Origin of the sequence: Clostridioides sp. ZZV14-6154, from assembly GCF_020657785.1 — a bacterium.
In the GTDB taxonomy this organism is placed as follows: domain Bacteria; phylum Bacillota; class Clostridia; order Peptostreptococcales; family Peptostreptococcaceae; genus Clostridioides.
The window spans coordinates 232732-249589 of sequence record NZ_JAGWCY010000001.1; the positions used below are offsets into that span (position 1 = coordinate 232732).

The following is a 16858-nucleotide window of genomic DNA, read 5'->3' on the forward strand; positions in this document are numbered from 1 at the left end:
TTATTAAGGTATTTATTTTAGCTCTGAAAATTAATTAATATTCAAAGTGAGAAATCATCATTGATTATATATTCTAAGGTCATTTGCAAATCAAGCTATGTGTTATAAATTGAAAATTCATATTTAATATTGAAAATACAAGTATGATGTGATAGTATAATCTATAAAAATTATTTATAAACACAGGAGGTAGATATGAATCTTGAAGAAATGAAAGAATATAGAAAATTATATAATAATAAACTAAGTGAAACAGATGAATTTTTTAAAGTATTTGGAAGTCTTAATGATAAGACTTATTCAGAGGGAGCCATAAGTAAAAAAAATAAAGAGTTGATGGGATTAGCAATTTCTATTTTAAGTCGTTGTGATGAATGCATTTGCTATCATATAGAGGGATGTGTCGACTCTGAAGCAAGTAAGGCTGAAATTATAGAAGCAATAAAAATAGGTGTAATTGGTGGTGGCTCTATTACATATCCAAATGCAAGATTTGCAATAAAAATCTTAGAAGAACTTAATATATAATTTTTGTACATAGTTATTTGTATTAATACGAATATATTAATTTAATAATACTATTGAGTATGTTTTAATATAGCATATACTATTACATAACAAATACTTATATTATTAATGTAACTTTAATATTTTACATATTGGAATTTTAGAAAGACTTTAGATAAATTTTATTAAATTTAAATATATTGATTCCTTAAAGTTGTAATAAAAAAATAGATAAACTATATAGTTTATCTATTTTTTATTATAATCTTGTCTAATTGTCAATAGTTAGAATGTTAAATAAAAGACATATTTCTTCTTTTCAAAAATAATCTTTCTCTATCATAATTGTTATCTCACAGTCATATAATCTTTTTGACAAACTAGTATTATTATGCTGATATTTTATCTTATTTTTCCTTAATAGGTATTAGTAAATCAAGTTGTATATCTTTTACCTCATGGTCTGTATTTTCTATATGGCTAAAATAGTTTAAATGTTCTTCTAAAAGACCACACATATGTTCTTGGTCTTGTAAATCACCTGCAAATTCATATTTCTCACTGTTATTCACCCATTCAAGAAGTGCATCCCATTCAGCAAAATTGCCAAAAGCAATCATATGTGCACCATATAACCCTCCTGCAAATTGCTTTCTTTTAAGTGGTGCCGAAATCTCCATATTATCTGGAATTGTCACCCATGCTTCATAACCATGATAGCCTGTTTCATCTATTGGATTAGGATGATTGAAACCATAACGTCTTAAATCTGGTTTAATTTTATTCAAATTGTTTTTACGCACGAATTCATCAAGCATTGTATTTGCATGAAGTTCTGGGTCATCACCAATATAATGAGCGGAAGCAATAGTAGTTGGTGGTAGGTATACTATACGTACATCATTGAGTTTTGATAATCTTTCATCTGCTTTATTTAACTTATTCATACCTTGTTCCTCCTTAAAATTAATACTAACAATATTGAGTGATTCAATAGCTGATAACAATGTGTCATTTTCAGAAATAATAGTTTTGAGTGGTAGTTCTGTAACTTTAATTAGTTCTTTGATAAAACAAAAGAGAATATCCTTGATTGTAGAAAGAGCCGTAATTTCTTCATCCAATTCATTTATGTTTTGACGAAAGATGTTAATAGCAGTAATTGCATTTTTATTTTCTAGAATTATTTGAATTTGACGTACAGGAATTCGCAATTTACGCAAAAGCATAATCTGCTCAATTCTAGAAATTGCTTCTTCATCATAAACTCTGTAAGAATAACCTTCACGACGAAAACTTTTAATTAATCCAATTTGTTCATAATAGCGTAGCATTCTAGTGGATATACCCATATTTTTAGATACTTGGCTTATAGTTATTGTCCTCATTATACTTCCTCCTTACAGTTTTAGTATAAACTACGACACGGTGTCAAAGTCAACAATTAAACATTAAAATTATTGATTGTCTTAATTTAATCAGTTTAAATATCTCCTATTATACTTAGCCATCTGTAAAATTAAATAAGTCTCTATGGTAACATCAAAAACTTTCGAGATAGCATATGTCAAAGACATACAGAGATTGTATCTATTAATATCATATCAGTTTGAAATTTTTCTGTTATTAACTATTTTATTTTTTACTTACTTTGAGAAACAAAATAGTTAGTGAATCTTATGTATATATCAAAGCTGCTACACAATAAATAATTTTTATTATTTTTACTGTAAAACTTTTGGAAAGAGAAGTATTGATTTTTTTATTTTATTACTGAGTTTCCTACAAATTAAATTGTATATTTTTATTCATAGGGTAGAATAAACTAGTTTTGTTAAGGATTTTGAAGGGAAAATAAAGTTAAAAAAATAAAGGCACTAATTTGTCTAACGTTTATTGGTGAAAAATAAACATATAGAAGTTATAATAAATATATAAAAATGTATGAGAGGTGTTGTATGTTTGGTAAACAAAAGGAAAGTGTTAGATTTCTAGAGTTTAATGATGTAGCAGAGAAGTTTGGAGAGAAAAAAGCTGTTGCAATTTTTGATGCAATAGCTGGAAAAAAATCTAAAGAACATATTATCAAGGACATAGAGAAATTAGTCAAAAACGAAGTGTAGATATTTATAAGGTATATTGAGCTTGAGGGTAGCTCTTTATGCCTTCTTTTTTATTGTACAAAAATAATTAAATATTCTAGTATTCATTTAATTATGGTTTGTACTACTTTTATATTGACAAGAAAGTTCTTTAAATATATGGTGTATATATTAAAATAAATTTAAAGGTAATTATGAAATACAGCTATTGATTAATTTGTTTAGGTTGGAGATTTGTATAATCACTTTCTTAATGAATTTATTGCCTTAGATAAACAAAACAGTCAAATTAGTAATGTGAGGTGAAACTTTATGCCAATTAATTCTTTTGAAAATTATCCTATGAATTGGAAGCCAAAACGACCATCAAGAGGGAAAATACTATATAAAGCTATTGCAGAACAATTAGAAGAAGATATTAATAATGGAACTTTGTTGCCTGGTACTAAATTACCACCACAACGTGAATTAGCAGACTTCCTAGATGTAAATGTAAGTACTATTTCTAGAGCCTTTAAAATTTGTGAAAAGAAAGGATTAATAAGCGGTGTGACAGGAAGTGGAACTTTTGTAGCTTATGATATACGGTCAAATTTATTTTTGATGTCAAGTAATAAAATTACATTCATTGAAATGGGTACAATGAATCCAGATTGTGCATTAGAAGAAATGAGTACTTTATTTAAACAAATAACTAAAGAATTGGATTTTAAAACTATATTTCAATATGGACAGAGAGATGGTGCTGATTGGCAAAAAGAAGCTATAGCTAAATTGATTTCCAAAACTGGATTTAAAACCTCTTCTGATAGCTTACTTCCTGCAAGTGGAGGACAAAATGCAATTGTAGCTATTTTGGCAGGTCTGTTTCAACATGGAGATAGAATAGGTGTAGACCCATTAACTTACCCTGGAATAAAGACGGCAGCCAAAATGCTTGGAATACAACTGATACCAATTAAACAAGAAAATGGAGAGATTAGTGAAGAAGGTTTATTATATGCCTGCAAGAATGAAAACATCAAGGGAATATATATAATACCAGATTATCAAAACCCAACTACACATATAATGTCAGAGGCTGGACGAAAAATGATTGCACATATTGCATCTAAATATAATCTAATTGTGATTGAGGATGCTATTCATGGTTTACTTAATGAAATACATTTGAACCCAGTTGCTAATTATATACCTAATCAGACAATTTATATTACAAGCTTATCAAAAATTCTTGCACCTAGCTTACGTCTTGCATACATTGCTACACCTAAAAAGTATAGAGAAGCGTTATCAAGTGCTTTATATAATATTAATCTGTCTCAATCATATTTTTTAACAGAAATAGCTTACCGTATGATTGCATCAGGAGAAGCAGATAAATTAATTGAGGCACGCCGTAAGTCTGCTAGGAGAAGAAATGAGATTGTCAATCAATATTTATCTGAGTATAATATTTTAGGAAATGATGAATGTATATTTAGATGGTTAATACTACCTGATGATATAATGGCAGAAAAACTTGAGTTACAGGCACTCAAAGAAGGTGTACAAGTTTATGCATCTGAGCGCTTTGCGGTTGGAAAAGAAAAACCTATTTCTGCAATAAGAATAGCTGTATGTGCTACAGAAAATATAGAAGAACTTAAATCTGGTTTAAGTGTATTAAAACGATTACTGAAAGAAAAAAGATAATTGTATTGCACACAATATTTTAATTGTGTGTAATTTTTTTTGCTGTTACAATAAAAACATAATAGATAATAGATAATAGATTTATAAGAATTGACATATATCATTGCCTTATAACAAAAAGTAATTATAGATTAATAGTATTTCAAAACTAATTTATTTTTATTTATTATAGTAAAGCTTATATAGTTAATTCAAATTTATTTTTAAGTATAATTGCAATTATATGATTAATCTATTTTATATTTTAATAATACTCAATATATTAAAAGTTAAAAGGAGTGATTTATCATGGAAAGAACTCAACAACTAAGAGAAAGTTTTATTGCCTCTATACCCATATTTTTGGGCTATATACCAATAGGTATAGTAGGAGGAATACTACTGCAGAAATCTGGTCTTTCACCTTTTCAAATAGCATTGATGGTAACTTTGGTATTTGGAGGAAGCTCTCAATTTATTGCAGCTTCAATGATTTCAGCTGGTGCAAGTATAACATCCATTGTATTAACCACATTTATTGTTAATTTGAGACATTTCTTAATGAGTTCCAATTTAAATATGTATATAAAAAATAAAAGTCCAAAGTTTATATTGCCATTTTGCCATACCATAACTGACGAAACTTTTGCAGTTAATTATGAAAAATTTACTACTGGAAATTGGACTGACAGAAATGCAATCTATCTCAATTTTTTTTGCCTAGTTTCATCAGTCTTAGCTAACTTTATTGGGGCATTTTTAGGAGAAACAATATCTGTAGATAGTTCTATTTCTGGATTTATACTGACTTCTATGTTTATAGCATTAATAGTTTCTCAAATAAAAAACAAAATTTATGTTTTAGTATTTATATCATCAATTATTATTTCAATTATTTTATATGTATTGTTTAAGAGTAATTTAGTAATTATAGTCGCATCAATTTTAGCATCTTTAATTGGGTTCTTTGCAGAAGAGGTGCATTATAAAAAGGAGGAATCTTATGAATAATAGTAATTACATATTTTTTATTATAATAGGAATGTACATTGTTACATATCTTCCAAGAGTTCTTCCAATGTTAATCTTTTCGAAAAAGGATATGCCTGAGTCTTTGAAAAAAATAATGAAATTTATACCTGTAGCAATACTTACTTCTTTAACAGCGAAAGATGTATTTTTTAATGGAGATAATTTATATTTATCTGTAGTAAATCCTAAAATTATATCTTTTCTAATTGTACTTCTTGTTGCATATAAATTTAAATCTATTGGGATTTCTATTGTTACGGGTGTTATATCTATATACTTATTTGGATTTATTATGTAATATTTAACCACTAATATATACAAATTTTAAAATTATAAATATTTATAAATACATATTGCTTTAGATTTTATTATCTAGCATAATTATATATTTTTAGTATTTCTTTGTTATGTATTTTAAATTTAATTAATTACTGTTTTGCGTACAAATATAGAGAACTTATTGCTTATATATTAACTTTTATATAGCAATAAGTTCTTTTTTATAATTTAAGTTTATAAGTATTTTAATTTAATATATAATATTATATAAATATAAATAAATTTATTTTATATTTATATAAACTCAGTTACTAAGTAATAGAATAAGATAATAAATTAAATATTTACTCTAATTGATTTTTTATTACATTTAAGTTAAACTTTGCATCAGTGTTATCCTTATTAGCATATAATGACTTATTTAAAAATTTTTTTGCCTCATCATATTTTTTATTACCAATACACATAACTGCCTTTAAATTATATGCATCACTTAAATCTTTTTTATAATTAGAATTTTTTTTATCTAAATATTTTAAGCAGTTATTAATTGAAATTAGACCATTATCATATTCGTCTAAATTCATATAGTGACATGTTTGTGCATAATAAGCATCCGAATTGGTAGGATCAATATCAATTGCTTTTTTCAGTAGTAGAGTAGTATCTTTAAGTGCTTTTTTAAGTGTTTTATTTGAAACTATCTCATGTTTTCTAAATTTTAGATGTACAACATCAAGGTATCTAGAACTAAGATTTCGTTTGAAATTTTCATGCCATAATAACTTATATTGATTATTTTCAACTATAAGGTATCTATTAATTTTTAAAGACTCACATTTTTTTAAGTAAATATTTTTTATATCATAAGTTTCTTCTAGTTTAACAAGATTCTTATATTCTTTTTTATCATATTTATACTTTTCTATATTTTCTTCTTTTATTAATTTATAACCAATTACTTTTTTTGTCTCAAGTAATACACTTTGATACTCTTTAAACCTTTCAAGACTAACTTTTTTCTTGGTGTCTTTGCTTAGTAAATCATATGCTGTTTCATAATCTCCAGAATTTACTCTATCAGTATACTTTTTTGCTACTTCACTAGCACTTTCTCTTGGAGAACATCCTGTTATTGATATTACAATTAATAATATTAATACTAAGGTTACTTTTTTAATAATGTTCATAATATAATCCTCTATAATTAAATATTTATTAATTTTATTTTATCATCAAACATTAGATAAGTCATCAGCTTTAATATATATGTGAAGTAGATAGTTTAATAAAATATTGCATATCTTAATTTAGATATATAAAAAATTTCTTATAAATAATTAAGGCTTTAAAAAGTTGTACTTATATTACTTTATAGATTCCCTAATAATAGATTTACTTATTTCTTTACTCATAATTTATTTTGATTTATACTACTAGTAATATCTGTTTTATTCGTACTAATATTTCTAAAAACCTAATTCTAATAACCAGTTTGTAAGTTTGTTTTCTCTTTCTTTTAAATTGTTATTATATTCATTAAACTTTCCTAATATAATTTCTCCAATGATTACACCATCAGACATAAATACTACTCGTTCTGTTTTTGCTGCAACTTTGGCATCATGAGTTACAAGCATAATGGTTGTACCAGAATTGTTGATATCTAAAAGAATGTCCATCACTTCATTTGTTACTTTAGAATTAAGTGCACCTGTTGGTTCATCTCCAAATAAGATTTCTGGAGTATTAATTAAAGCACGGCATATAGCTGCTCTTTGAAGTTGACCACCAGAAACCTGAGTAATATCTTTATCTTTGATTTCTGAGATATTTGTCTTCTCCATAAGTATTTTTGCTCGCTCATTAATTATTTGGCGGCTTTCTTCCTTTCTCAAGTAGGCAGAAAGGACTATATTGTCAAAGATATTTAAATTTTTTAGTAAATTGCTTTGTTGAAAGATAAATCCCATTTTTTTTAATCGTATCTTCGATAATTCTTCCTCAGACATATTAGAAATCATTTCTCCGCAGAATGTAATGTTTCCAGATGTGAGTTTATCCATACCACTTAAGTTATAAAGTAGAGTTGTTTTTCCTGAGCCAGAAGCTCCCATAACAGATACAAACTCTCCATGTTGAATGGTTAAATCAATTCCTTTTAAAACTTGATGTATATTCTCTTTGCTGATGACATATTCTTTACTAATTTTTTTAGCTTCTATAATATTATTCATAATATACCTCTTATTCTATGATAGACATAATTTTTATTTTTTTGATTGTCATACTGATTGCTGTGATAGCAATAGATACAGTTATAATTAAAGTTATTGGACAAATTATATATACAATTATTGGATTTGTTATAAATTGTAAATTGGATATACCAGAAAGAAGTAGCCCTGCTATTTTTTGACCAATTGTATTTGATGCAATAGTTCCTAAAATAATTCCAGTTGTAAGGACTAATAATGCTCTTGCAATATATTGAGTTCGTATATTTTTAGTAGAGAAGCCTAAACTAAGCATAATTGCAATTTGTGATGTATCTTTAGCAATCAACATTTTAAAAAACATTGCTGTAATAAATCCAGAAATCGAAATAGATAGAATAACAGCTAGCTTTATAACAAGTCTTAATTGGCTAATAACAGAGCCTAATGTCTGACTTACATAATCGTCCATATTTGTAACTTTTGCGGGATAACAATTCATTCTATACTGATTTAATTTATCTGTTAAATTAACTCCAGGTTTCATATTTAAATTTATGACATGCCATAAAATTGTATCTTCTTTGTAAGGTAGCATCGCTTTAGCAGTCTTACCACCATATGTAACATCTTGATAAATTCCACTAACAGTAAGGATTAGCTCATTATCTTTTTCTGAAAAAATAGATAAATTATCTCCAACACTTTTCCCTAATTCATCAGCATTTATAACAGATAGAGCAATCTCATTTTCATTTGTTGGTGCAGAACCCTTTACATATTCAAGTGGAAAAGTTGAAAAATCTCCATTTTCTATTTTCATATTTTCTATCGTCCCATCCTGGTTCATTACCTTATAAGAACTCGTTATAAAGGAAGCATACTTTTCAACATCATTGTCACTTTCAATAACCTTCAATATAGAATTAAGATGGTTTTGAGTTTCATTTGTATGTTGTAAATCAATGCGAATATCACTTTGACCAGCTCCCATATAAGTAATAAATTCTGGAGACTGAATAGTATTTAGAAAATTAAGTGGTACAATCATAAGGAAGATGCAGACAGCATAAACAAAGCAGAGTAAGCTATAAATGGTAAATCTTCCAGTTACTTCATTTAATCCTAAAAAGAAATTAACATTTGTTATTTTACTTTTGTATAGTTTTATATTATATCTGTTTCGTTTAGTGGTCATTGAAGTACCTGTTTTTAATGCTTCTACTGCTGATATTTTATTAAATCTTTTGAGTATTAGATTACAAAAGAATATAACTGCTATAAATACAATAACTGCACCAATTAATGGAATAAAAATAGCAAAAGCACTTTTTTCTACTTTGCCCATATAAAGATTGATATTTTCTGTAAAAAAAGTTCCAATAAATAATGAGGTTATATAACCAAAAAAACTTGCTGAAGATGCAATCAATATATATTTTACCAGATACAACTTTCGGATATTACCACTTTGGATACCAATTGCTTTCATAACACCAATTTCACGATAATCTTCCTCAATAGTTGCAATTAGTGTGAATCGTAAGCATAAAGTAGCAATTATAATAAGTAGAACACTAATTAAGATAATAATTGCAACTACAATTCCATCAGATAATGCATTTAGCACTTGATAAAGAGAATAAGTTATTGATGTTCCTGTTTGTGGAAGATTAGTTGATTGATATAACGTTTCAAATTCACTAATTTTATTTATATCATTTAATAGAAACTCAATCAGGTACTCACTTTCACCCAAGTTAGCATGTAAAGTATTCCAATCATCATTACTGATTAAGAAACGCTTTGAAGTAACAAGGGAAGGGTTCATTTGTACATCACGTACAAAGTCTTTTATTGTAAATTCCATGAAGAAATCACCATTGACTATTTGTATCTTATCTCCAACATTTAAATTATTTTGTTTCATGTAATAGACAGGAACCCCTATTTCTCCATTTTCTACTTGAAATATCTCATTATCCATGTCTAATAAAAAATCGAACTTACTATTTTGCCTCACAAAACTATTTTCTAAAACACTGTCAGACTGGCTTTTTTTCTCATTTCCTAGAAAAATATTCCTTCCATTGATATTTAAGAGTTCAACAGTTTGTTGTTCTTTTACAGACGGAGTTGAAGCTGTAAATTCATTGATTGATTTTTGGTTTAATTCTCCAGAATACATTTGAACATAGTGAGGTGCACGAGATTGTCTAAACAGGGAAGCCATAGAACTAGTAAGTTCCATAATAATATTTGTAGCACTAGATACTAACATAGCTGCCAGTAAAATAAATATGAATAATGTGGCTGTTACTACTTTATTTCTTGTTAAATCTTTTTGTAATATTCTTTTTAACATATTTCATCCTCGTTTCTTAAAAATTTCTAAAAATTAAAAATAGCATAAGTATAGCAATGTAAATAACTGAAGTAAGTAAACTGAGTTGAATATAAAAAAGCTCAAGTAAGTGTATAATAAGTTATTTTTTATTAATGCTGCATATTGATAAGAGATAACAATAGTTACCACTATTTTCATCAAAATTTCTATTAAGTAGTCTTTATATACTTTCATAATCATACAAATATATAGACATGTTATAATTATCTTTGGAAAATAGACTGACCGTCGGTTTATAATAATGATACAGTGTTATACTTCTTTTGTCAAGTAAGCTTTAAAAAAATTATATGTTAGGTAAATCACTATTTTATAGATGACTTATAGAGAATAATAATTTATTTAGTAATATAAAGATATTTTTTATTTATTATTAATTAAAAATTGAATTTATATTTAATTAATATAAAATTTGAGGGAATATTATTTTTTAAATATTTAATTTGTGTTATTATTCAGATATAGGCAATATTAGATAAATCTAATGACGCAAAGCTATAGGGACTAAAATCTTTATATAATAAAGGTCATGTCAGCCAGTTGCCAAAAAGATAATAATTATTTTTGTTAAATTTATTTTTTAAGAGTTAGGTATTTTTAATAACTTAAAATTTGGCAAGAGGAGGGCTTGAAATGATATCTGAATTAATGTTAAAAAACTTTGATGAATCTAACCTCAATTTTAAGACTAAGATTAAATTGAATTTAAGAGAGAAACCAGATATAAACAGTATGAAATTAAAAAGCATACCAGAAGGAAAAATGGTTAAGTTAAATTGTGTAGATGGAAAATGGGCAGAAGTTGAAAGTAATTATGACAAAGGTTGGTTACTCTATAAATATTTAGAGAAATTGAGCAACACTAAAAGTAATAATATTCTAGAAAGCAGAAAAAGAAATTACATAGGAAATATAAAAACTAATGGTTTAAATCTAGAATTAAGAAATGACAGAACAACAGATTCAAAAATAATAACTACAATTCCCGATGGTTTTAAAGTTGAAGTCTGTTATAGTGTTGGAAAATGGTCAAGAATTAATATCCACAAAAATGGGAAAAGATATTCCGGATATGTATATAGTCAGTATGTAGAAGAATATTCGACTTTGGCATAATCATATATAATAAGCTTTATAAAAAAAGAATACTATAAATGCAAGTTGTCATAAGGCTATATGAAAATATATTGAGAAATAGCTCTTATACAATAACTAAAGGCAATAAATAAAAATGAATATAATATAGATTGGCACTTCATATGAGGTGCCCTTTCTATATCTATGAAAGAAGAGTAAATGAAATAAATACAAAACAGTAGACTATGAATTATATGTGGAAAGACATTATTTACAGTTTTTGTTTAACCTTTATAAACAGCTAATAATCTTTTTGTCCCAGAAATCTCTGCTAATACTATATCAATCATACGTTTTACATTAGCAACATGAAATTCACTAACTTCCTTTTTCCAATCATCATCATCTTTTTGCTTAATTCCTGTTAGATATTGATTTAAAATTTCTAATCGTTTTTCTAAAAGATTTTTTCTTTCTTCTTTTCCTAGGCATTCAATAAAGAATGCTGTAATAGAAAAAATATTAGTGTCATAATCGAATTTCAAAATAGAATTTCTCAAAGTATCATGAAATTCTATACTTCCTTTTTCTGTGATTGTGTAAACTGTTTTGTCTGGCATATTACCATCCTTTTTAACAGTACCTAAAATCAATCCTCTTTTTTCTAAAGTCTTAATTGTAGTATATACGGTTGAGTCTGCGATATTAAACCAGTACTTTACATTCATGTATTCTAACACTTTTATAATTTCATAGGCATTAAGAGGTTTTTCATTTATTAGGCCTAAAAGCATTGTTGCTGGTTTTGATAACATTACAATTCACTCTCCTTTTTGATATTTATTATTATATAACTATATATATATATTAGTTCTATATTAAACTACTATTATCTAGCAGTATTATTGTATCATGGAATTTTGATAAAAGAAAGCATGAATATGGATTATGCTACAAATTAATAAATGTATAAAGTTTAATTTAATTATTTCAAGAATTTAAGTGATAAAAAATGATTTATAAGTTTAATTTTCTACTTAAGCCATTTAGGAATGAATATAAGATAACTAAAGACAACAAAGCAATTGTATATGGTGTGAATAATATGATAGATGTTAAAGTATGATTTTTATATGTTGATGTGATAAAATATGACTAACAAATAAATTGAACTTTGAAAGGTGAAATGAATGAAAAATATTTATATTATTGGTGGTACAATGGGAGTAGGCAAAACAACAGTATGCCAGTCTCTAAAATTAATCTTGAAAAATAGTGTTTTTCTTGATGGTGATTGGTGTTGGGATATGCATCCATTTCAAATTACTGGTGAAACGAAAAAAATGGTTCTTTCAAATATTTGTTCATTGTTGAATAACTTTATAAAATGTAGTGCTTTTGAGAATATTATTTTCTGTTGGGTAATGCATGAACAAAGTATTATTGATACTATTATATCTTGTCTAGATATATCGGATTATAGAATAATAAAGATTTCTTTAATTTGTGATGAAACTGTACTGAGAAAAAGGTTGAAGAGAGATGTAGATGAAGGTTTGCGTTTTACTGATGTAATAGAAAGAAGTGTCAACTATTTACCATTGTATGAAAGATTAGCAACAACTAAAATTAATGTTTCTAATAAGTCTGTCAAAGAGATTGTCGAAGAGATATCTGAATTGTAAAATTTTAGTTTTAACTCCAATGTTAATGATAGTATAGTATTGTTGAACATTCCTCTGTTGATTGAGAAGTGTAAAAAAGGAATTTATTACTTACTTTTATTTGTGCAAGTCCTACTGTTCTAGTTGGATGAAGAATAAGGGTGAAAAAACATATAAAAAATATAGTCAAATTTTAATATTTTTCTAATATTATTAGAAGTATTTTTAATAAAAAAATATATCTAATATAAAATAAATTAGAAATTTGAAAAAATTTGTAGTTTTTGAGTGAGTATATATTATAATAAAATAGATATAAATTTTTTATGAGGGGAAAAGAAATGAAAAAAAAGAAAAAATTGATTAGGGTAATCATATGTTTTTTACTGTTAATCAGTATTGTAAATCCACTTCAAGTAGAAGCTGAAATTATTAACGATTTTAGTACATCTGTTTACTCAACACAAACGAACTATACATCTAGTAATGCTAAGTTTAGGACTATTAAATCTAGAAAAAGACATAGAAGTAGTAGGTCAAATAAAAGTAAAATAAAACTAAAAAAACGAAGTACAAGTAATAGAAGGTATAGAAGTGGAATTAGAAATAAACATAGTAACAGAAATATAAAAAGACACAGTATAATATCAAAGTTGATATTGTTAGTAATAGTGATATTTATCATTATAGCTATAGTAATAGTAATATTCATTAAAAGAAATAAGAAAAGATTTTATTAAAATATAAAAATAGAATTAGTAGAGTTTTATTAAGAATAATTCAAAAATTACATAAAAGAGCTAGATAAATGATAGGAAAATGAATTAAATTATTGAAAATAAAATTTAAAAAGTTGGAATTAGGTATAAAATTTTAAGAAAGAAATTAGTATTGATTTTTATTAGTATTATTTTTTAGAAAATAGTTTTAGAAGAAGTATATTTAAAAAATTATAAAAATATATTGACATTTTTTAGGAAAAGTAATATCATTATTTTAATGGTAAAACAATATATAATAAATTAAATCCTATGACAAGGAAGAGTAGTTAAATTTAGGTTCAATATAGAGAGCTAAGGATGGTGGAATCTTGGCAAGAAAAAATTTGATGAATGGGCCTTAGAGGAGTAAATCAAAATCATATTTTTGAGAGTAGACTTTATCGTCAGTCGCACGTTATAGCGAATAGGGTATGTAAGTACCTGATAATGAGATATATAAAAATTGAGTTTTATATTAAATTTTTATATAATTTAGGTGGCAACGCGGATAATCTCCGTCCTATTAATTTAGGACGGAGTTTTTTTATTTTACGAAAAATTCGATATGTAGAAGGTGGTGAAATAGATGTTATGAATTTCTAAAGCTAAAGAGGATGATTTAGAAGACTGGCAAAAAAATAAATTAAAAATTAAAAAATTAGGAGGAAATACAGAAATGAAAACAAATACAAAAAAACTAACTTTAAATGCAATACTTTTAGCAATAGGATTACTAATACATCAAATTACACCTGCTATAGGATTACCAATGAAACCAGATATACCACTAACAATGTTATTTGTAATATTAGTTTTAAATAGAGATGACTATAAAACTTGCTTAATAGCAGGAATAGTAACAGGTATATTTACAGCGCTTACATCAAGTTTCCCAGGAGGTCAAGTTCCTAATATAATAGATAAAACCCTTACAGCAAATATAGTATTTTTATTAATATATGTTAGCTATAGAATGCCTTTTATAAAAAACTTATCCAAAAAAACACAGGATACTATAGTAGTTTCAATTATAATGCCAATAGGAACACTTGTGAGTGGAGCAATCTTTTTGTTAGCTGCTCAAGCTATAGTTGGTCTTCCAGGAGCTTCTTTTGCAGCTTTATTCTTAACAATAGTATTACCAACTGTTTTAATAAATTTAGTTGCAGGAATATTTTTATTCAAGATTGTTAATTTATCAATAAGAAGGGTTAGTTACCAAAGTTAAAATTTGATTAGATATATGATTTATAATATTTTATTTAAAATCTATTTGATATGATAAAAAGTTTATTTTATAAAGACATTATAATTATTTCATTTTCTTAAATAAGATTAATTTAATATACTTGTATAGTATAAACTGAGTACATTATTAGATATCAATAGAAATATATTTTGTAGAATTGTAAATGGATTGATTTAAAATCTATTTTTATATAAAAGTAAAGTATAATCAAGGACAGCATTGAGCTGTCTTTTATTATACTTAAAACTTTAATAATACCTTTAAAAGATTTTTCTTATTTGATATAATTAAGGTTATGTGTAATATAAGAAATTAACTAGGAGGAATAGACGTGAGTAAAAGAAAACAAGTAACAATACCTATAGAGAAAATACAAGAACAAGATAAATATATAGAACAAATACACAGACAAAATGAAGAGTACTTCAACAGAACAGGAAAGAGAAAACTCGTGTTTACTCAAACCTTTGGATGTCAAATGAATGAACATGATTCAGAAAAACTTTGTTCAATGTTAGAAGAAATGGGATACCAAATGTCAATGATAGTTGAAGAAAGTGATCTAATAATATATAACACATGTGCAGTAAGAGAAAATGCAGAGCTAAAAGTGTATGGAAATTTAGGTCAGTTAAAGCATCTAAAAGGAAAAAATCCAAACATGAAAATAGCTGTGTGTGGATGTATGATGCAACAACCACATGTTGTAGAAGAACTAAGAAAAAAATACAAACATGTAGACCTTGTATTTGGAACACATAATCTATATAAATTTCCACAATTACTTACAGAATCAATAAATTCTGACAAGATGTTAGTAGATGTATGGGATGTAGATGGAGAAGTAATAGAAGGTCTTAGAAGTAATAGAAAATTTGAATTAAAAGCATTTGTAAATATAATGTATGGATGCAATAATTTCTGTACCTATTGTATAGTTCCATATACAAGAGGAAGAGAAAGAAGTAGAATACCTGAAGATATAATTAACGAGATAAAAGAGCTTGTTTCAAATGGAACAAAAGAAATAACTTTGCTTGGACAAAATGTAGACTCGTATGGAAAAACACTTGAAAATCCAGTTGCATTCTCAGAACTTTTAAGAAAAGTTAATGATATAGAGGGAATTGAAAGAGTTAGATTTATGACATCTCATCCTAAAGACATATCTGATGAGGTGATATATGCAATTAGAGATTGTGACAAGGTGTGTGAATTTTTACATTTACCAATACAATGCGGAAGTAGTAGTCTTCTAAAAAAAATGAATAGACATTATACAAAGGAATATTATCTAGAAATAATAGAAAAGGCTAAAAAAGAAGTGCCAGATATTGCTTTTTCAACAGACTTAATGATAGGTTTTCCAGGAGAAACAGAAGAAGATTTAGAAGATACTCTAGATGTGGTTGAAAAAGTTAGATATGATTCAGCATTTACATTTATTTATTCTAAGAGACAGGGAACTCCTGCTGCTAAAATGGAAAATCAGATACCAGAAGAAATAAAACATCAAAGATTTAATAGAGTATTAGAAGCAGTAAATAGAATCTCAGCAGAGATAAATGATGAATATAAAAATAGAGTAGTTGAAGTTTTGGTCGAAGGAAGAAGCAAAAATAATGAAAATAAATTTGCTGGTAGAACTAGACAAAATAAACTTGTAAATTTTGAAGGTGGAAGTAATGATTTAATTGGAAAATTAGTTATGGTTAAAATCACTGAACCTAGAACATTTTCATTGAATGGTGTACTAGTAAATGATTAATACTGTATAAAATAATAAAATTATGTAAACCAATTGAAATAGATGTACTATAAAACAAAATATATTAAATTTTTTAATTTTAAGAACATATCATATATATTATGCTAATTTCAGTTTCTATT

The 16858-nt window shown here is 26.1% G+C and carries 16 protein-coding genes, 1 pseudogene, 1 riboswitch and 1 other annotated feature; of the genes and pseudogenes, 11 read left to right on the top strand and 6 right to left on the bottom strand.

Annotated elements, in window-relative coordinates:
- Positions 1-195 precede the first annotated feature (195 nt).
- Positions 196-528, top strand: a complete 333-nt coding sequence (locus tag KGF45_RS01045; protein WP_227827980.1) for a carboxymuconolactone decarboxylase family protein — start codon at positions 196-198, stop codon at positions 526-528.
- A gap of 386 nt (positions 529-914) precedes the next feature.
- Here KGF45_RS01045 and KGF45_RS01050 read toward each other — a convergent pair whose 3' ends face one another.
- On the bottom strand, positions 915-1454 hold the full coding sequence (locus tag KGF45_RS01050) for a GyrI-like domain-containing protein (RefSeq protein WP_227842007.1): 540 nt from the start codon (positions 1452-1454) through the stop codon (positions 915-917).
- 34 nt (positions 1455-1488) lie between these two features.
- On the opposite strand from KGF45_RS01050, the gene KGF45_RS01055 reads away from it, so the two are divergent.
- On the top strand, positions 1489-1647 hold the full coding sequence (locus tag KGF45_RS01055) for a hypothetical protein (protein ID WP_227842014.1): 159 nt from the start codon (positions 1489-1491) through the stop codon (positions 1645-1647).
- 44 nt (positions 1648-1691) lie between these two features.
- Here the strand turns inward: KGF45_RS01055 and KGF45_RS01060 are convergent.
- Positions 1692-1895: pseudogene (locus tag KGF45_RS01060) on the bottom strand (MerR family transcriptional regulator); the annotation flags it as partial.
- A gap of 570 nt (positions 1896-2465) precedes the next feature.
- Between KGF45_RS01060 and KGF45_RS01065 the strand changes: the two are divergent.
- The 4 genes from KGF45_RS01065 to KGF45_RS01080 all read left to right on the top strand — a co-directional run bounded on the left by KGF45_RS01065 (position 2466) and on the right by KGF45_RS01080 (position 5613).
- Positions 2466-2630, top strand: coding sequence for a hypothetical protein (locus KGF45_RS01065; protein ID WP_227435106.1), 165 nt, complete (start codon positions 2466-2468; stop codon positions 2628-2630).
- A gap of 291 nt (positions 2631-2921) precedes the next feature.
- A complete protein-coding gene (locus tag KGF45_RS01070) occupies positions 2922-4304 on the top strand; it encodes a PLP-dependent aminotransferase family protein (RefSeq protein WP_227841625.1) in 1383 nt (460 codons plus the stop codon).
- A 288-nt stretch (positions 4305-4592) separates the two neighbouring features.
- Positions 4593-5294: an AzlC family ABC transporter permease gene (locus KGF45_RS01075; protein WP_227827983.1), complete on the top strand. Its 702-nt coding sequence runs from the start codon at positions 4593-4595 to the stop codon at positions 5292-5294.
- On the top strand, positions 5287-5613 hold the full coding sequence (locus tag KGF45_RS01080; protein WP_227435111.1) for an AzlD domain-containing protein: 327 nt from the start codon (positions 5287-5289) through the stop codon (positions 5611-5613). Before KGF45_RS01075 ends, KGF45_RS01080 begins: the two co-directional genes overlap by 8 nt.
- A gap of 325 nt (positions 5614-5938) precedes the next feature.
- Here KGF45_RS01080 and KGF45_RS01085 read toward each other — a convergent pair whose 3' ends face one another.
- The 3 genes from KGF45_RS01085 to KGF45_RS01095 form a co-directional block, all read right to left on the bottom strand.
- On the bottom strand, positions 5939-6784 hold the full coding sequence (locus KGF45_RS01085) for a hypothetical protein (protein WP_227841626.1): 846 nt from the start codon (positions 6782-6784) through the stop codon (positions 5939-5941).
- Between the two features lie 279 nt (positions 6785-7063).
- Positions 7064-7831: an ABC transporter ATP-binding protein gene (locus KGF45_RS01090; protein WP_227841627.1), complete on the bottom strand. Its 768-nt coding sequence runs from the start codon at positions 7829-7831 to the stop codon at positions 7064-7066.
- A gap of 10 nt (positions 7832-7841) precedes the next feature.
- A complete protein-coding gene (locus tag KGF45_RS01095) occupies positions 7842-10175 on the bottom strand; it encodes an FtsX-like permease family protein (RefSeq protein WP_227841628.1) in 2334 nt (777 codons plus the stop codon).
- A gap of 496 nt (positions 10176-10671) precedes the next feature.
- A riboswitch (cyclic di-GMP riboswitch) is annotated at positions 10672-10765 on the top strand.
- 85 nt (positions 10766-10850) lie between these two features.
- On the opposite strand from KGF45_RS01095, the gene KGF45_RS01100 reads away from it, so the two are divergent.
- Complete coding sequence (locus tag KGF45_RS01100) at positions 10851-11333, top strand: SH3 domain-containing protein (protein ID WP_227827988.1); 483 nt, start codon at positions 10851-10853, stop codon at positions 11331-11333.
- A 245-nt stretch (positions 11334-11578) separates the two neighbouring features.
- On the opposite strand, the gene KGF45_RS01105 is transcribed toward KGF45_RS01100, so the two are convergent.
- On the bottom strand, positions 11579-12109 hold the full coding sequence (locus KGF45_RS01105) for a PadR family transcriptional regulator (protein WP_227841629.1): 531 nt from the start codon (positions 12107-12109) through the stop codon (positions 11579-11581).
- Between the two features lie 375 nt (positions 12110-12484).
- Here KGF45_RS01105 and KGF45_RS01110 point away from each other — a divergent pair, with 375 nt between their 5' ends.
- The 4 genes from KGF45_RS01110 (at position 12485) to miaB (ending at position 16736) form a co-directional block, all read left to right on the top strand.
- Positions 12485-12979: an AAA family ATPase gene (locus KGF45_RS01110; protein WP_227827990.1), complete on the top strand. Its 495-nt coding sequence runs from the start codon at positions 12485-12487 to the stop codon at positions 12977-12979.
- A 320-nt stretch (positions 12980-13299) separates the two neighbouring features.
- Positions 13300-13698 (top strand): hypothetical protein, encoded by a 399-nt coding sequence (locus tag KGF45_RS01115; protein WP_227827991.1) that lies wholly within the window; start codon positions 13300-13302, stop codon positions 13696-13698.
- A 282-nt stretch (positions 13699-13980) separates the two neighbouring features.
- Positions 13981-14245 (top strand) — a binding site (T-box leader).
- A gap of 150 nt (positions 14246-14395) precedes the next feature.
- Entirely contained in the window at positions 14396-14947 is a 552-nt protein-coding gene (locus KGF45_RS01120; protein WP_227827992.1) for a tryptophan transporter, read from the top strand.
- Positions 14948-15299: 352 nt separating this feature from the next.
- Positions 15300-16736, top strand: coding sequence for a tRNA (N6-isopentenyl adenosine(37)-C2)-methylthiotransferase MiaB (gene miaB / locus KGF45_RS01125; RefSeq protein WP_227841630.1), 1437 nt, complete (start codon positions 15300-15302; stop codon positions 16734-16736).
- Positions 16737-16858 lie beyond the last annotated feature (122 nt).

Bases quoted from the DNA above. Each gene is read 5' to 3' on its own strand.
- KGF45_RS01045 (WP_227827980.1), top strand. From the start codon at position 196: ATGAATCTTGAAGAAATGAAAGAATATAGAAAATTATATAATAATAAA.
- KGF45_RS01050 (WP_227842007.1), bottom strand. From the start codon at position 1,454: ATGAATAAGTTAAATAAAGCAGATGAAAGATTATCAAAACTCAATGAT.
- KGF45_RS01065 (WP_227435106.1), top strand. From the start codon at position 2,466: ATGTTTGGTAAACAAAAGGAAAGTGTTAGATTTCTAGAGTTTAATGAT.
- KGF45_RS01070 (WP_227841625.1), top strand. From the start codon at position 2,922: ATGCCAATTAATTCTTTTGAAAATTATCCTATGAATTGGAAGCCAAAA.
- KGF45_RS01075 (WP_227827983.1), top strand. From the start codon at position 4,593: ATGGAAAGAACTCAACAACTAAGAGAAAGTTTTATTGCCTCTATACCC.
- KGF45_RS01080 (WP_227435111.1), top strand. From the start codon at position 5,287: ATGAATAATAGTAATTACATATTTTTTATTATAATAGGAATGTACATT.
- KGF45_RS01085 (WP_227841626.1), bottom strand. From the start codon at position 6,784: ATGAACATTATTAAAAAAGTAACCTTAGTATTAATATTATTAATTGTA.
- KGF45_RS01090 (WP_227841627.1), bottom strand. From the start codon at position 7,831: ATGAATAATATTATAGAAGCTAAAAAAATTAGTAAAGAATATGTCATC.
- KGF45_RS01095 (WP_227841628.1), bottom strand. From the start codon at position 10,175: ATGTTAAAAAGAATATTACAAAAAGATTTAACAAGAAATAAAGTAGTA.
- KGF45_RS01100 (WP_227827988.1), top strand. From the start codon at position 10,851: ATGATATCTGAATTAATGTTAAAAAACTTTGATGAATCTAACCTCAAT.
- KGF45_RS01105 (WP_227841629.1), bottom strand. From the start codon at position 12,109: ATGTTATCAAAACCAGCAACAATGCTTTTAGGCCTAATAAATGAAAAA.
- KGF45_RS01110 (WP_227827990.1), top strand. From the start codon at position 12,485: ATGAAAAATATTTATATTATTGGTGGTACAATGGGAGTAGGCAAAACA.
- KGF45_RS01115 (WP_227827991.1), top strand. From the start codon at position 13,300: ATGAAAAAAAAGAAAAAATTGATTAGGGTAATCATATGTTTTTTACTG.
- KGF45_RS01120 (WP_227827992.1), top strand. From the start codon at position 14,396: ATGAAAACAAATACAAAAAAACTAACTTTAAATGCAATACTTTTAGCA.